This is a genomic window from Arthrobacter sp. Y3221159 (assembly GCF_059089885.1).
On sequence record NZ_JBNHFC010000010.1, the window covers coordinates 96,029 to 109,736 of the forward strand.

General features: G+C 65.8%; 15 protein-coding genes. 5 read left to right on the top strand and 10 right to left on the bottom strand.

The window, feature by feature from the left end; translation table 11 throughout:
• Nucleotides 1-147 precede the first annotated feature (147 nt).
• Entirely contained in the window at nt 148-555 is a 408-nt protein-coding gene (locus AC5RT3_RS12040) for a hypothetical protein (protein ID WP_494011831.1), read from the top strand.
• A 23-nt stretch (nt 556-578) separates the two neighbouring features.
• Here AC5RT3_RS12040 and AC5RT3_RS12045 read toward each other — a convergent pair whose 3' ends face one another.
• The 5 genes from AC5RT3_RS12045 to pstS all read right to left on the bottom strand — a co-directional run bounded on the left by AC5RT3_RS12045 (nt 579) and on the right by pstS (nt 5,242).
• A complete protein-coding gene (locus AC5RT3_RS12045; protein ID WP_494052590.1) occupies nt 579-974 on the bottom strand; it encodes a hypothetical protein in 396 nt (131 codons plus the stop codon).
• Nucleotides 975-1,109: 135 nt separating this feature from the next.
• Nucleotides 1,110-1,889 carry a phosphate ABC transporter ATP-binding protein PstB gene (pstB, locus tag AC5RT3_RS12050; RefSeq protein WP_494011833.1) on the bottom strand — a complete coding sequence of 260 codons (780 nt, stop codon included), beginning with the start codon at nt 1,887-1,889 and terminating at the stop codon, nt 1,110-1,112.
• A gap of 82 nt (nt 1,890-1,971) precedes the next feature.
• Nucleotides 1,972-3,084, bottom strand: coding sequence for a phosphate ABC transporter permease PstA (gene pstA / locus AC5RT3_RS12055; RefSeq protein WP_494011834.1), 1,113 nt, complete (start codon nt 3,082-3,084; stop codon nt 1,972-1,974).
• Entirely contained in the window at nt 3,085-4,017 is a 933-nt protein-coding gene (gene pstC / locus AC5RT3_RS12060) for a phosphate ABC transporter permease subunit PstC (RefSeq protein ID WP_494011835.1), read from the bottom strand.
• 106 nt (nt 4,018-4,123) lie between these two features.
• Nucleotides 4,124-5,242 carry a phosphate ABC transporter substrate-binding protein PstS gene (gene pstS, locus AC5RT3_RS12065; RefSeq protein WP_494011836.1) on the bottom strand — a complete coding sequence of 373 codons (1,119 nt, stop codon included), beginning with the start codon at nt 5,240-5,242 and terminating at the stop codon, nt 4,124-4,126.
• 255 nt (nt 5,243-5,497) lie between these two features.
• Between pstS and AC5RT3_RS12070 the strand changes: the two genes are divergently transcribed.
• From AC5RT3_RS12070 to AC5RT3_RS12080, 3 genes are all read left to right on the top strand, one after another.
• Complete coding sequence (locus tag AC5RT3_RS12070) at nt 5,498-6,625, top strand: FUSC family protein (RefSeq protein WP_494011837.1); 1,128 nt, start codon at nt 5,498-5,500, stop codon at nt 6,623-6,625.
• 94 nt (nt 6,626-6,719) lie between these two features.
• A complete protein-coding gene (gene radA, locus AC5RT3_RS12075) occupies nt 6,720-8,093 on the top strand; it encodes a DNA repair protein RadA (RefSeq protein WP_494011838.1) in 1,374 nt (457 codons plus the stop codon).
• A 182-nt stretch (nt 8,094-8,275) separates the two neighbouring features.
• A complete protein-coding gene (locus tag AC5RT3_RS12080; protein ID WP_494124289.1) occupies nt 8,276-9,952 on the top strand; it encodes an ATP-binding protein in 1,677 nt (558 codons plus the stop codon).
• 32 nt (nt 9,953-9,984) lie between these two features.
• Here AC5RT3_RS12080 and AC5RT3_RS12085 read toward each other — a convergent pair whose 3' ends face one another.
• Complete coding sequence (locus tag AC5RT3_RS12085) at nt 9,985-10,251, bottom strand: hypothetical protein (protein WP_494011840.1); 267 nt, start codon at nt 10,249-10,251, stop codon at nt 9,985-9,987.
• 126 nt (nt 10,252-10,377) lie between these two features.
• On the opposite strand from AC5RT3_RS12085, the gene AC5RT3_RS12090 reads away from it, so the two are divergent.
• A complete protein-coding gene (locus tag AC5RT3_RS12090; protein ID WP_494103990.1) occupies nt 10,378-10,857 on the top strand; it encodes an NUDIX hydrolase in 480 nt (159 codons plus the stop codon).
• A gap of 50 nt (nt 10,858-10,907) precedes the next feature.
• Here the strand turns inward: AC5RT3_RS12090 and AC5RT3_RS12095 are convergent, their stop codons facing one another.
• Genes AC5RT3_RS12095 through AC5RT3_RS12110 form a run of 4 tightly spaced genes read right to left on the bottom strand, consistent with a single transcriptional unit; the run spans nt 10,908 to nt 13,705 of the window.
• Entirely contained in the window at nt 10,908-11,168 is a 261-nt protein-coding gene (locus AC5RT3_RS12095) for a hypothetical protein (protein WP_494052586.1), read from the bottom strand.
• 21 nt (nt 11,169-11,189) lie between these two features.
• Nucleotides 11,190-11,594, bottom strand: coding sequence for a universal stress protein (locus tag AC5RT3_RS12100; RefSeq protein ID WP_494124290.1), 405 nt, complete (start codon nt 11,592-11,594; stop codon nt 11,190-11,192).
• On the bottom strand, nt 11,591-13,120 hold the full coding sequence (locus AC5RT3_RS12105) for a tripartite tricarboxylate transporter permease (RefSeq protein ID WP_494124291.1): 1,530 nt from the start codon (nt 13,118-13,120) through the stop codon (nt 11,591-11,593). Before AC5RT3_RS12105 ends, AC5RT3_RS12100 begins: the two co-directional genes overlap by 4 nt.
• Before the next feature lie 9 nt (nt 13,121-13,129).
• Nucleotides 13,130-13,705, bottom strand: coding sequence for a tripartite tricarboxylate transporter TctB family protein (locus AC5RT3_RS12110; RefSeq protein WP_494124292.1), 576 nt, complete (start codon nt 13,703-13,705; stop codon nt 13,130-13,132).
• Nucleotides 13,706-13,708: the final 3 nt, after the last annotated feature.

Genomic DNA, 13,708 nt, shown 5'->3' on the forward strand with positions numbered 1-13,708 from the left:
CAGCCCGCCGCTGGTGACGTAGATTCAAAAGTACGTCCCCTGGCAATGCCGGGGACAGCCGCCCGCCGCCGTGTGCAGGCCCCGCGGGCGTTCGCCGCTGCAGCCAATCGGCGGCTTGGATGCACATTGCGGAAAAGAGCAGGCACCATGTCCATCCCGGATTCGCGCCGCCCTGCGCCCCAGCCGCGGCAGCTCCGATGCGAGACCTGCGGAACCGAACACCAGCTCACCATCCACGCCATCACGGCCCTCGGGGCCGGGGGCGGCGACCTCGTCACGGTCTCCTACACCTGCAACGACTGCAGCCTGTTCCAGGAGCACCTCGCCTATGCGTCCGACGTAGCCGCTGCCCTGCATCAGGTGCGATGGATGGCGCAGGTGATCATGTTCGGCGACGACTACATCCATTGCGGCTTCCCCATGGAAGAGGCCGAGTTCGAAATTGAACGGCTTTGCTACCGCAGCAGCAACAGCGGAAGCGGCCTCAGCGCCGTATGCCTGCCCACCCGGGTCCTGCGCTGCCGCTGCGGCTTCCAGCTGGAAGTTCCGGAATAGCCCCGGGGCTTCCGCCGCATGCGCTATAGCGCTGCCGGAAAGGCAGGCGGCAGTTCCTTGAGGACCTCCGCCAGCTCCTCGGTTGTCAGGTTCGCCGCCTTGCACAGCTGGTCCTGCCCCACACCGGCGCCCGCGGCCTGCCGCAGTGCCTGCATCAGGGCTCCTTGCGCCGCATCGAGCTCCCACTGCATGCTTTCGAGATGAGAGCTGGTCCGCCAGACGGCCGCCAGCAGATCACCGTCTCCACTGTCTCCGGAGCCCGGGACGGCCTGCCCCGCCGCTGCAAAAGGCTCGGCGGCCACGTCCTGCAGCATGGGAAAACCAAGGGCGAAGGGGTCTACGGGCTGGGAGTTGAAGGCCGGAGCGTGGGCTGAGCCGTAAAGCTGATGGCTCCGGGGATTGCTGGCGATCTGTGTCAAGGCAAATTCCTAGGCGTCTTATTACTAGCTCGAAAAGTATCTAGTTCAGCGTACTAAATACTTTCGGTGCTGGCTAGCTTCAGGGTTGAAGACCCGGTGGATAACGTCGCCGGCGTGCGCAGCAGTAGCTGGGGCTTATCCGAAGCGGCCGGAGACGTAGTCTTCAGTAGCCTTCTGGACGGGGTTGCTGAAGATGGTGTGCGTGTCACCATACTCAATCAGCTTGCCGGGCTTGCCGGTGCCGGCGATGTTGAAGAACGCCGTCCTGTCCGAAACACGTGCTGCCTGCTGCATGTTGTGGGTCACGATCACAACGGTGTACTGGTCCTTGAGCTCGTTGATGAGGTCCTCAATGGCCAGGGTGGAGATGGGGTCCAGGGCGGAGCACGGCTCGTCCATGAGGATCACCTGCGGCTCCACGGCGATGGCACGGGCGATGCAGAGACGCTGCTGCTGGCCGCCGGACAGGCCGGAGCCGGGCTTTTCGAGGCGGTCCTTGACCTCGTTCCACAGGTTGGCGCCCTTCAGGGAACGTTCCACCAGGACGTCGGCCTCACCCTTGGAGATCTTCTTGTTGTTCAGCTTGACGCCGGCCAGCACGTTGTCCCGGATGGACATGGTGGGGAACGGGTTGGGGCGCTGGAACACCATGCCGATCTGCGAACGGACGGTGACCGGGTCAACACCGGGGCCGTACAGGTTGTCGCCGTCGAGCAGGACCTCGCCTTCAACGCGGGCGCCGGGAAGGACCTCGTGCATGCGGTTCAGGGTCCGCAGGAAGGTGGACTTGCCGCAGCCGGACGGGCCGATAAAAGCGGTGACGGACTTGGCCTCGATGTTGATGGTGACGTCCTCCACGGCGAGGAAGTCGCCGTAGTACACGTTCAGGTCCTTGACGTCGATGCGCTTAGACATGGTGTTCCTTCACTTGCTGGGTATGTATTGAGTCTAGGTTTCCGCCCGGCAGGGCGGTAGGGACAGCGCCGGGAAGCGTGCGTCAGCGGCCGGTCTTGGGCGCGAAGAAGCGTGCGATGAGCCGTGCGGCCAGGTTGAGGATCATCACCAGGATGATCAGCACCAGGGCTGCGCCCCAGGCGCGCTGGGAGGACGGATCCGGGTTGGCCGGCGAGGTGGGGTTCAGGATCTGTGTGTAGATGAACGTCGGCAGCGAAGCCATCCAGCCGCCGAAGACGTTCGAGTTGATGCTGGTGGCGAAGCCGGCGGTGACCAGGATGGGGGCCGTCTCGCCGATGACCCGGGCGATGGCCAGGGTGACGCCGGATGCAATGCCGGAGATCGCCGTCGGGATGACCACCTTGAGGATGGTGCGCCACTTGCGCACGCCCAGGGCGTAGGCCGCTTCGCGGAGTTCGTTGGGAACGATCTTCAACATTTCCTCACTGGAGCGCACCACGACAGGAATCATCAGGACGGAAAGCGCGACGGCGGCCACGGCACCTGTCTTGGTGCCCGGTCCCACCACGGCAAAGAAGAAGGCCGCGGCAAAAAGGCCGGCCACGATGGACGGGATGCCGGTCATGACATCCACGAAGAAGGTGATGGCACGGGCCAGGCGGCCGTCGTTGCCGTACTCCACCAGGTAGATGGCGGTGAGCAGGCCGACCGGAACGGAGATGAGCGTTGCCAGCAGGGTGATCTGGATAGTCCCCAGGAGGGCGTGGTAAATACCGCCCAGGACAGGCGCGCCTTCCTCCACGGCCCGGTTGTCGTAGACGCCGGTGACGCCGTTCATGGACGTGCTGAGGAAGCCGGGGGTCAGCAGTCCGGGTACGCCGTTGACCAAAACGGTCCAGATCACCGAAACCAGCGGAAGCAGGGCCACCAGGAAGGACCCGACCACCAGGCAGGTGGCCAGCTTGTCCTTGGCTTTGCGGGATCCCTCCACCGCGGCGCTCCAGGACACCAGCCCGACGGCGAACAGCAACGCCGAAACGATGCCCCAGCCGAAGGCATTGAAGCCCAGCAGGGCCAGGATGGCCGCACCGATGATGAGCGCGCCGGCCAGGACCACGTAGGGGGCGTACTTGGGCAGTTGGCCCTTGGTGAGTGCCGAGCGCTTGCTGCGCACCGGGGTAAGCGTGGAGGTCATTTAGTTGGCTCCCGAGAATTCTTTGTGCCGGCTGATGATCCAGCGGGCGATCATGTTCACGGCCAGGGTGATGATGAACAGGACCAGGCCGGCGGCGATCAGCGTGCTGACCTTGAGGCCGCTTGCCTCGGGGAAGTTCAGGGCGATCTCCGCGGCGATGGTCTGGTTGCCGGATTGGATCAGGCTGGCGGTCAGGGCGCCGGAGGAGAGCACCAAGGCCACTGCCATGGTCTCGCCGAGTGCGCGTCCGAGGCCCAGCATGACGGCGCTGATGATGCCCGGACGGGCGAAGGGGAATACGGACATTTTGATCATTTCCCAGCGGGTGGCGCCGAGCGCCAGCGCGGCTTCCTCGTGCAGTTTGGGGGTCTGCAGGAAGATTTCGCGGGACAGCGAGGTGATGATGGGCAGCACCATGACCGCGAGGACAATGCCGGCGGTGAGGATGGTCTTGCCGGTGGCGGAGGCCGGTCCCTGGAAGATGGGCAGCCAGCCCATGTTCGCCGCCAGCCAGTTGTAAGCCGGTGAGATTTCCTTTGCCAGGAACGCCGCGCCCCAGGCGCCGTAGACGACTGACGGGATGGCGGCGAGAAGGTCCACCACGTAGCCCAGGCCGGACGCGAGGCGGCGCGGCGCGAAGTGCGAAATGAACAGGGCAACGCCAATGGAGATCGGCGTGGCGATGACCAGGGCGATGACGGCGGCGATGAGCGTTCCCACCACGATGGGCCAGATGTAGGCGAAGAACCCTTCGCCACCCTGGATTTCCGCGGCGGGAGCCGTCAGTGCCGGGATGGCCTGCACTACCAGGAACAGCGCGACGCCGAACAGCACGGCAAGGATGAAGCAGCCGGCGGCCAGCGCGGCGGTGGAGAAGACTTTGTCACCGGCACGGCCGGCGCCCTGGGTGCTGGTCAGGGAGGTGGCGGTCATTCGACGGCCCTTCGATCGTTAACTGACACTGAAAGTTGGTGCGTCCAAACCCAAGTTCCCCGCGCTGCCTTTCGGCAGGCGGGGAACCCGGTTATTGGCGCGCTGGTTAGGACTTGACCTTGATGGACTCGATGGCCTTGGCGGCCTTCTCGGCCAGGGCCGGGGACAGCGGTGCCGACTTGGCGGAATCCGCGGCGGTCTGCTGGCCGTCCTCGGAAACTACGTAGCTTTCGAAGGCCTTGACCAGGTCGACGGTTTCCTGGCTGTCGTAGGCGCTGCAAACCACGTGGTAGGAAACCAGCACGATCGGGTAGGCCCCGGAAGCGGTGGTCTTGCGGTCCAGCTTGATCGCGATGTCGTTGGCGGAGCGGCCTTCAACAGGCGAGCCGGCCTCGACGGCCTTGGCTGCTGCCTCGGCGGAGATCTCGACGAATTCCTCGCCCACCTTGATGGAGGCGGTGCCCAGCGAACCGCCCACTGCGGACTCGTCAGCGTAGGTCACGGCGCCGGGGGTGTCGGTGACGGTCTTGACCACGCCGGAGGTGCCCTTGGCGTTCTCGCCCTGCAGGCTCGCCGGCCAGACGCCGGAGGACTTGTCCGTCCAGACATCAGGGGCTGCGGAGGCCAGGTAGTCAGTGAAGTTGGTGGTGGTGCCGGAGTCGTCAGAACGGTTCACCGGGGTGACCTTCAGGTCGGGCAGGGTGACGCCCTCGTTCAGGGCAGCGATCGCGGGATCGTTCCAGTTGGCGATTTCGCCGCGGAAGATCTTGGCCACCGTGGCGGCATCGAGCTTCAGCTCTTCGATGCCCGGCAGGTTGAAGGCCACGGCGATCGGGGAGATGTACACCGGGATGTTGATGGCACCGTCGGGGCCACAGACGGCCTTGGAGCTTTCAAGCTCCTCGTCCTTGAGGTACGCGTCGGACCCGGCGAACTGGGCTGAGCCGTCGATGATGGCCTTGCGTCCGGCTCCGGAACCGTCGGGGGAGTACTGCACGGTGGCGCCGGAGTTTGCGGCGGCGAAGCCTGCCTTCCAGGCGTCCATGGCTGCGCCGGTAGAGGAAGCGCCGATGCCGGTCAGCGTGCCGGTGACCTTGGTGCCCGAGGTCTGGCCACCGGCAGGAGCGGTGCCAGTGGCGTTGTCTGAACCGCAGGAGGTGAGCGCGAGTGCGCCCGCTGCGATAACAGCGATAGCCGCGTGGCGGCCGATGCGGAGTGCCTTCACTTAGATGTACCCCTTCCAGGGTTATTCAGGTGCGGGGCAGGGACGGAGAACCCTGCAGCGCGATGCGTACGTTTTGTACCTTCAACGAAGTTAAGGGCCGCAGGTAAAGGGATGCCCTGCCCAAGGTAAACGGAAGATTAACGACGACGGGATATTCACTTAAAACTGCCGGGTTCCCATTGCGCAGATCACATCTGCAGTCGTAGGGGCAAACTGCAAACTAGAAGGCCACGGGCAGCAAATAGACTGGACGGCATGGCCCCCGCAGCAGGACTCTCAGCAGGCAGGCGGTTCCTGCGCGGCAGGGTCCGCACCGGGCTGATCCGCAGCCGCAATTCATTGGTTCCGGCCATCCAGATGACCGTATGTGCGGTTGGCGCCTATGCCTTCGCCGAGTATGTGCTGGGGCACTCGGGCCCCCTGTTCGCCGCCACCTCCTCACTGATTGCCCTGGGCTTCTCCCGTGAGCCGCGGCTGCGGCGGGTGCTGGAGGTGGGCCTGGGCTGCACGATCGGGATCGCGGTGGGCGACCTGCTCCTGCACTGGCTGGGCGGCGGGATCTGGCAGGCCGCCGTCGTCCTTTTGTTCTCCATCCTGCTGGCCCGCTTCCTGGACAGCGGCAATATCTTTACCACGCAGCTGGCGCTGCAGTCCCTGCTGGTGGTGCTGCTGCCGGCGCCGTCCGGCGGGCCGTTCACCCGGAGCATCGACGCCGTCATCGGCGGCCTGTTTGCCCTGCTGGTAACCATCGTGGCGCCCAAGGACCCGCGCCGGGAGCCGCGCAAGGACGTCCGGAACTTGCTGCACGAGCTTGCGGAGGTGCTGCGTGAATGCGCTGAGGCGCTGTCGGACAGTGATTCCACCCGGGCATGGCACGCGCTGGTCCGGGGCCGGAACTGCCAGCCGCTGGTGGACGGCATGCGGCATTCCCTACGGGCTTCGGGCGAGGTGGCGAGGCTGGCGCCAGCGTACCGCCGGCACCGGGATGAACTTGACCAGCTGAAGCAGTCGCTGGACTTCATTGACCTCGCCCTCCGCAACAGCAGGGTGTTCGCGCGGCGGCTCACCAGCGCCATCAACCACGCGGCGTTGTCGGACGAGGCCACCGAAAACATCGCGGAGGTGCTCCAGGAGACCGCTGCCGCGATTGACGAGCTGTCGCTGGGGCTGGCGGAAACGCACGACGGCGTCCGCCGCGCCCACCTACGCACGGCCCGCCGGGACCTCAGCGAAATTGCGCTGCGGCTGCATCCGAAGCTCCTGGAAGTCCAGCGCCTGGAGGGCGAAACCGTGGTGATGCTGTACCGGCCGCTGATGGTGGACCTGCTGGAGGCGACCGGAATGGATGCCCGCGAGGCCAGGGACATCCTTCCGGCGCTCTAGCGCTCCATGATCAGCCCAGCCTCCCTATGTTCTGCCAGTCGCGTCCGGGGCGGTCTGGCGGGTAATGTCGGTGGCCGCCTTTAGGGTTGAACGCATGGCAACAAAGACTTCCCGGGCGTCCAAGGCGCCCGGCTACAAATGCGCTGAGTGCGGCTGGACCACCGTCAAATGGGTGGGACGCTGCGGCGAGTGCCAGGCGTGGGGCAGCGTCGAGGAAACCGGGACAGCGGTGGCGCGTACGACGGCGGCCACAACGGTTGTTGACCCGGCCCGCCCCATTGCCGAGGTGGACGCCACCACCGCTGCCTTCATGCCCACCGGAATGGATGAACTGGACCGGGTACTGGGTGGCGGACTGGTTCCCGGCGCCGTCATCCTGCTGGCCGGTGAACCCGGCGTGGGCAAGTCAACCCTGTTGCTCGACGTCGCGGCCAAGTTCGCCCGGACAGCCCAGGACGTCCTCTATGTCACCGGCGAGGAATCCGCTGCGCAGGTGAAGCTTCGCGCCGAACGGATCGACGCCGTGGCGGAATCCCTGTACCTCTCCGCGGAAACGGACCTTGGCCAGGCACTGGGCCAGGTGGAGAAGATCGAACCGCGGCTTCTGATCGTGGACTCGGTGCAGACCCTCAGCAGCGCGGACGTGGATGGCAGCGCGGGCGGTGTGTCTCAGGTCCGGGAAGTTGCGGCGTCCATTATCGCCGCCGCCAAGCGCCGCAACATGACCACGCTGCTGGTGGGCCACGTGACCAAGGACGGTTCCATCGCCGGGCCCCGGCTGCTGGAGCACCTGGTGGATGTGGTGTGCCAGTTCGAAGGCGAACGGCACTCCCGCCTGCGGCTGCTCCGCGCGGTCAAGAACCGGTACGGGCCCACCGACGACGTCGGATGCTTCGACCTGAATGAGAACGGCATTGAAGGCCTTGCCGATCCCAGCGGGCTCTTCGTCAGCCGCACCAAGGACCCGGTCTCCGGCACGTGCATCACGGTCACCATGGAAGGCCGCCGTCCGCTGCTCGCGGAGGTGCAGTCGCTGCTCGCCGAAAGCCCCAACTCGCAGCCGCGCCGGGCCACCAGCGGGCTGGACAGTTCGCGCGTTTCCATGCTGCTGGCCGTGCTGCAGCAGCGCGCCGGCACCCTGCTGCACAAGGACGACTCCTACGTGGCCACCGTGGGCGGGGTGAAACTCAGCGAGCCGGCCACCGACCTTGCGGTTGCCCTGGCCGTCGCATCAGCGAAGGCACGCAAGCCCCTGCCGGTCCGCCTGATCGCGTTTGGCGAAGTGGGGCTCGCGGGCGAGGTCCGGCCCGTGCCCGGGATCAACCAGCGCATCCAGGAGGCGCACCGGCTGGGGTTCACCCACGCGGTGGTCCCCGCCAGCCATACAGGTCCGGGTCCGGTGCCTGCGGGCTTCTCGGTGCGCGAGGTATCCCATCTGACGGAGGCACTCAGTCTCCTGATCGGGTAAGCGCTCCCGTCCGTCCGAGCCAGCTCTCCCACTGTGCCTGGCGGTGGCGGCCGGTGGGCGGTCCAGGACACAAAAGCAATTCCTTGTTCACCGCGCCCCGGTTCACCGGTAGCCTGAGGAAAAGCGCCTTCATGCAGACGGGGGTTTCTGTATTTGCGCTGGGGGCGGAAATGAAACAAGCCGTGGAATCCACTATCGACGCGGCCCGTGCCGGCAGTGCCGGGGCTCTGCCGGCGGATATGCCCGTGATCGGCCATCTCGACGGGCTGTTCGACGGCCTCGGAATCCGCAGCCGCATTGTGCTGGGCCAACTTCCCCTGACGGTGACGGTTGTCCTTGTGGCAGTGGCCGCAGCGGTCTTCAGCCCCGCAACCTTGGCCACCAACCAGTTCCAACTGGCCCTTCTGGCCCATACATTGCTCTTCGCCGCCTGTCTAGTCCTGCCGTGGAGCCGGCTGCCAGCCGGCGCGTTTGCAGCGATACCGGTCCTGGACTGCCTGGCCATCGGGTTCACCAGGGAGGCGGGGGGACCGCCGTTCAACGTCCTGAGCCTGATGCTGGTCTTCCCGGTGGTCTGGCTGGCCGCCCAACCGCGCCGGTACATGCTCTTCTTGGCCATCCTTGGCACGGTACTCAGCACTCTGGTGCCTTCCGCCGTCGCCGGTTCACCCCCCACGTCAGCTTCCATGATCCGCACCCTCGTCCTGCCCCTTATCCTGTCCGCCGTCGCGGTGACAGCACATGTGGTGTCACGGACCGTCCGCCACCAGCGCCAAAAGCTGGTGGACAAAGAGCATGTACTGGAAGCGACACTCGCCGAAAGCTTCCGGAAGCAGCGGCTGTTGGACGCAGTGCTGGGAGCCGTTGGCATCGGCGTCTGGGTGGTGGACCGGAACGGCTGCACCGTCCTGACCAACAAGGCACTTCAGGCGGACCCGGCGCTGGCCACCCTCCGCAAAAATGCCGGCAACGGCCTTCTTCTGCCGGACCGCGCTTCTGCCGTACCCGCAACCGCGTCGCCCATTGCCCGCGCAGCCGCCGGCGACGAGTTCCGGGACGAGCTGTACTGGGCGGGCGGCCCGCAGGAACAGCACGCCTACTCCGTCAGCGCCCACGGCATCCCTGCCCACAATGGGAAGGACGGCGGCGCAGTTGTCACCTTTGTGGATGTGACAACCCTGATCCGCGCCCTGGCCGCCAAGGACGACTTTGTCTCAACTGTTTCCCATGAGCTGCGGACACCGCTGACGTCAATCCTCGGCTACCTCGAGCTGGTGCTGGAAGAGCCCGGCCACGAGGACATCCGGGAGGAACTCCTGGTGGTCCACCGGAACGCCGGGCACCTGCTGGCCCTGGTCAACGACCTGATAGCCGTTGCGTCGGGACGGGTGGACCTTTCACTGGAAGAGGCAGACCTGGCGCAACTGGTGACCGAAGTGGTCGGCGCGGCGGTTCCCAAGGCGTCCCTGAACGGACTCCAGCTCGACCTTGACGTCGAACAGCCGCTGCCGGCCCGCGCTGACCCGGGACGGATCCGGCAGGTTGTCCGGAACCTGCTCTCCAATGCGGTCAAGTACTCGCCGGGCGGAGGCCGCATCACCGTTTGGGCACGTAAAAGCGGCGGTCAGCTCACCTGTTCCATCTCCGATTCCGGCGTGGGGATGGACGCGGACGAGCAGGAGCAGGCCTTCACCAAGTTCTTCCGTTCCGCCCGGTCGCGGGCAACGGCCATCCCCGGGGCGGGCCTGGGACTGCCGGTGAGCAAGACCATTGTGGAAGGGCATGGCGGCTCCATCACCCTTGCCAGCGAACCCGGGAAAGGCACCACCGTTACATTCACCCTGCCGGCGGCATCCTGACCACGGACAACAGGAGGGGCGCTGCCTACCGCCTAGTGCTGTGGAAGCTGGTCCGGTTCGTCGCGGTGGGAATTGAAAAGCCAGCCGGACACGTCGCTGCGCAGCGCCAGCAGCGGACCGCCCGTGGCGCTGACGTTGCCGGTGGGGACGTAATAGCCCCGCCCTGAACCGGGGCCGCCCGCAGCCCGGTCCAAGGCATCCCGGAGATGCCGCGGCAAGTGGCCCTGCGGGCCCAGGCCGCGGAGCTCATCAAGTTCTTCCGGCGTCAGCCGACCCAACACTTCAGCAATATTGGCCATGACGGGTCCCCTTCGAGCAGAGTGCTTGAAGGAATAACCTAAAACAGCACCGTGAACTGCGGGTTAACACCGGACGGCGGATTCGGGACGTTTTTGGCCACACCAGGCCGCACCACTGGAGGAGATATGCCGGTACGAAGCGCAGGAATCCTGTTGTACAGAAGGGCGCACGGCGGGCCCGCGGGACTGGAGGTGTGGATCGCGCACATGGGCGGGCCGTTCTGGGCCCGCAAGGACACTCATGCCTGGTCCATCCCCAAGGGCGAGTACACGGATGATGAGGACCCGCTGGTGGCCGCCCAGCGCGAATTTGCCGAGGAGATGGGCACCGCGGCGCCGGACGCTGACTACCACCATCTTGGTGACTTCAGGCAGCCCTCCGGCAAGATCATCACCGTGTTCACGGCTGAGCAGGACTTCCGGCCTGGACCCATCACCAGCAACACCTTTCCGCTGGAATGGCCCAAGGGCTCCGGCCGGATCCAGCAGTACCCTGAAATCGACGACGCCCGCTGGTTCCCCGAGCACGAGGCCCGGCTGAAGCTCGTCAAGGGGCAGGTCCCGGCCCTCGACGCACTTGCGGAACAGGTCCGCCGTCGAACGTAAAAAGCCGGCGGCCCCTGCTGGGAACACCGGCTTTTCCTCCACAGGCGCAGCTAGGCAGCGGCAAACTCCCGCTGCCTGGCCACCTTGGTGACTGAGACGTCGTCGCCCGAATACACCATGGTCCGGCCGGCACCGTCGCTGCGGACCACCCAGAAGACACTCCGGTTTGCGGCGATCATGTCAATGGTTCCAGCGATCACCTCCCCGCGGGAGGTGCGCACCTCCACGTAATCGTCCCTGGCGAGTTTTGACCAGTCGGGCACCGGCGCCTGGGGAAGTGCTGCCCGCCGGACCGGGTTGTGCCTGTACATGCTGCTTCCGTCCTCCCGCTGCTAGAAGTTTCCGCCGTCGGCCTTGACAGCGAGCACCGGCCGGTCCGCCTGCATCAGGATTTGCTGCGCGTGGCTGCCCAGGATGAACTTGCCCACCTGGGTGCGGTGCCGCAGGCCGATGACGATCAGCGAGGCGTCCTCCTGCCTGGCAACGTCAAGGAACTCGTCGGCGAGGTCGTGCTGATAGGGCGGCTGGATAACCCTCGCCTCCACGCCCGCGTCCGCTGCGCGCTTCGCGGCATCGGCCAAAACGCCCTCAGCGGCCACGGACTTGTCCATGAGCGCGCCCTGGCGGGCCGAGTTCACGATGATGAGCTCCTGGTTGCGGAGCTTCGCCTCGGAAATGCCTGCGGCGAGAGCTGCTTCACCTGCCGGCGTGGGAACGAATCCAACGATGATGCTCATACCTTCTCCTTGATCTTGTTGGTGGCGGCCGAAGCCACGGTGCCCTTGCGCTTGGCGATCAGGCTCCGAATTCCCGGCAGCACGGCCACCAGGACGAAGACCATCAGCAAGGTTGCCGAGATGGGGCGGGTGAGGAATCCGGTGGGGTCACCGCCGAAGACGAGCAGCGAGCGCCGCAGCGAGTTTTCCAGCAGTTCGCCAAGAACGAAGGCCAGGACCAGCGGTCCGGGTTCAAAGCCAAACTTCTTCATCAGGTAGCCCACGACCCCGAAGAACACCACCAGCGTGACATCGAACATGCTGTTGTTGATCGTGTACGCGCCCAGCAGCGTGATCAGCGCGGTGATCGGAGCCAGGATGGCCGCCCTGACCCGAAGGATCCGCACGAAGATTCCCACCAGCGGCAGGCTCATGATCAGGAGCAGGATGTTGCCGATGTACATCGAGTTCACCACGCCCCAGAACAGCTCCGGGTTCTGCTCTACGAGCTGCGGACCGGGCGTGACGCCCTGGATCAGCAGTGCACCGAACATCAAGGCCATGGTGGCGTTTGCGGGAATACCGAGGGTCAGGAGCGGAATGAACGACGACGTCGCTGCCGCGTTGTTTGCGGTTTCCGGTCCGGCGACACCCTCGGGCGCGCCCTTGCCGAATCGCTCCGGCTGCTTGGCGCGCTTCTTCTCCATGGCGTAGGAGGCCATGGAGGCGATGGTGGCGCCGCCGCCGGGCAGGATGCCCAGGAAAAACCCCAGCACTGAACCGCGTCCGATTGCTCCGGAGGCCTGCTTCAGGTCCCCCCTCGACGGCCAGACATTGGAGACCTTCGACGGCGCTTTGGCAGCGCGGTGCCGTTCCTCCAGGTTGTAGAGGATCTCGCCGAGGCCAAAGATGCCCATGGCGATCGGAACGAAGTCGATGCCGTCGGCAAGCTGGAGGCTGCCGAAGGTGAAGCGGCTTTCGCCGGTGAACATGTCACGGCCTACCGTGGCGAGCAGGAGGCCGACGGCTGCGGCGATCAGCGCCTTAGCCTTTGCGCCGCTGCTGATGGTGGCAACCAGCAGGATGCCCAGCAAGGCCAGCGCGGAGTACTCGGGCGGGCCAAAGTCCAGCGCGAAGCTGGCAACGAGGGGGGCCAGGAAGGTCAGGCCGACGATCGCTGCCGTACCGCCTACGAAGGACCCGATGGCGGCGAGGCCAAGAGCAGTGCCGGCACGGCCCTGCCGGGCCATCTGATAGCCGTCGAAAACGGTGACCACGGAGGACGCCTCGCCGGGAAGGCGCAGCAGGACCGAGGTGATGGTGCCACCGTACTGGGCGCCGTAGAAGATGCCGGCAAGCATGATGATGGCGGTGACAGGTTCCACGCCGTAGGTCAGCGGAAGCAGGATGGCGATGGTTGCCGCCGGCCCCAATCCGGGCAGCACGCCGATCAGCATGCCGATGACGACGCCGACCACGCAGTAGAGGAGGTTCGTCGGCTCCAGGACGACTGAAAATCCGTTGATCACAGGATTCAGGAAATCCATGGTGGTCTCCTAGAAGAGGTGGGGAATGGAGGTGTCGAGCGCCAGGACGAAAATCCCGTAGAACGCGGCGACGACGAGCGCACTGACCAGGAGCGTGGACCGCCAGGTCTCACCGCCGAGGAACCGCATCCAGATGATGCAGAGGATCAGGGCGGGGATCTCGAATCCGATAAGCGGCATCAGCGCCACCATGGCTGCGAGCGTCAGCAGTCCGGTGAGCGGGGCGGCAGACATCCGGGTGAACTTTTCCGCGTCCCGGTTGTGCCGGCCCAGGATCAGCTGGAAAAGCCCCAGCGCCACCATGACGCAGCTGATCATGAACGGCCAGAGGCCCGGTTGCGGGCTTGCGGGGGTGCCCAGGCCCATGGCTACCGACAGGACGAGCGCGCCGGTTCCGACGCCGAGCACCACCAGGGATGAGCCGGCGTTGGCGAGGGCGCCTGCCGCGGGGGGCTTTTCCGCCTCCCACTGGGCGGCCAGCTGTTCCGGGGTCAGCGCTTCGGGCAGGTCGTTGCGGGCGTCCCCGCCGGACGGGACGGCTGAGCTGCCGTCCCGTCCGGCGGACACTGCTGGAGTGGTCTCCATTGC

What these genes read in the sequence shown, in the direction of transcription:
- radA (WP_494011838.1), top strand. Translation starts at nt 6,720, where the DNA reads ATGGCAACAAAGACTTCCCGGGCGTCCAAGGCGCCCGGCTACAAATGC.
- AC5RT3_RS12090 (WP_494103990.1), top strand. Translation starts at nt 10,378, where the DNA reads ATGCCGGTACGAAGCGCAGGAATCCTGTTGTACAGAAGGGCGCACGGC.
- pstB (WP_494011833.1), bottom strand. Translation starts at nt 1,889, where the DNA reads ATGTCTAAGCGCATCGACGTCAAGGACCTGAACGTGTACTACGGCGAC.
- AC5RT3_RS12100 (WP_494124290.1), bottom strand. Translation starts at nt 11,594, where the DNA reads ATGAGCATCATCGTTGGATTCGTTCCCACGCCGGCAGGTGAAGCAGCT.
- AC5RT3_RS12040 (WP_494011831.1), top strand. Translation starts at nt 148, where the DNA reads ATGTCCATCCCGGATTCGCGCCGCCCTGCGCCCCAGCCGCGGCAGCTC.
- AC5RT3_RS12085 (WP_494011840.1), bottom strand. Translation starts at nt 10,251, where the DNA reads ATGGCCAATATTGCTGAAGTGTTGGGTCGGCTGACGCCGGAAGAACTT.
- AC5RT3_RS12070 (WP_494011837.1), top strand. Translation starts at nt 5,498, where the DNA reads ATGGCCCCCGCAGCAGGACTCTCAGCAGGCAGGCGGTTCCTGCGCGGC.
- AC5RT3_RS12110 (WP_494124292.1), bottom strand. Translation starts at nt 13,705, where the DNA reads ATGGAGACCACTCCAGCAGTGTCCGCCGGACGGGACGGCAGCTCAGCC.
- AC5RT3_RS12105 (WP_494124291.1), bottom strand. Translation starts at nt 13,120, where the DNA reads ATGGATTTCCTGAATCCTGTGATCAACGGATTTTCAGTCGTCCTGGAG.
- pstC (WP_494011835.1), bottom strand. Translation starts at nt 4,017, where the DNA reads ATGACCGCCACCTCCCTGACCAGCACCCAGGGCGCCGGCCGTGCCGGT.
- AC5RT3_RS12095 (WP_494052586.1), bottom strand. Translation starts at nt 11,168, where the DNA reads ATGTACAGGCACAACCCGGTCCGGCGGGCAGCACTTCCCCAGGCGCCG.
- pstA (WP_494011834.1), bottom strand. Translation starts at nt 3,084, where the DNA reads ATGACCTCCACGCTTACCCCGGTGCGCAGCAAGCGCTCGGCACTCACC.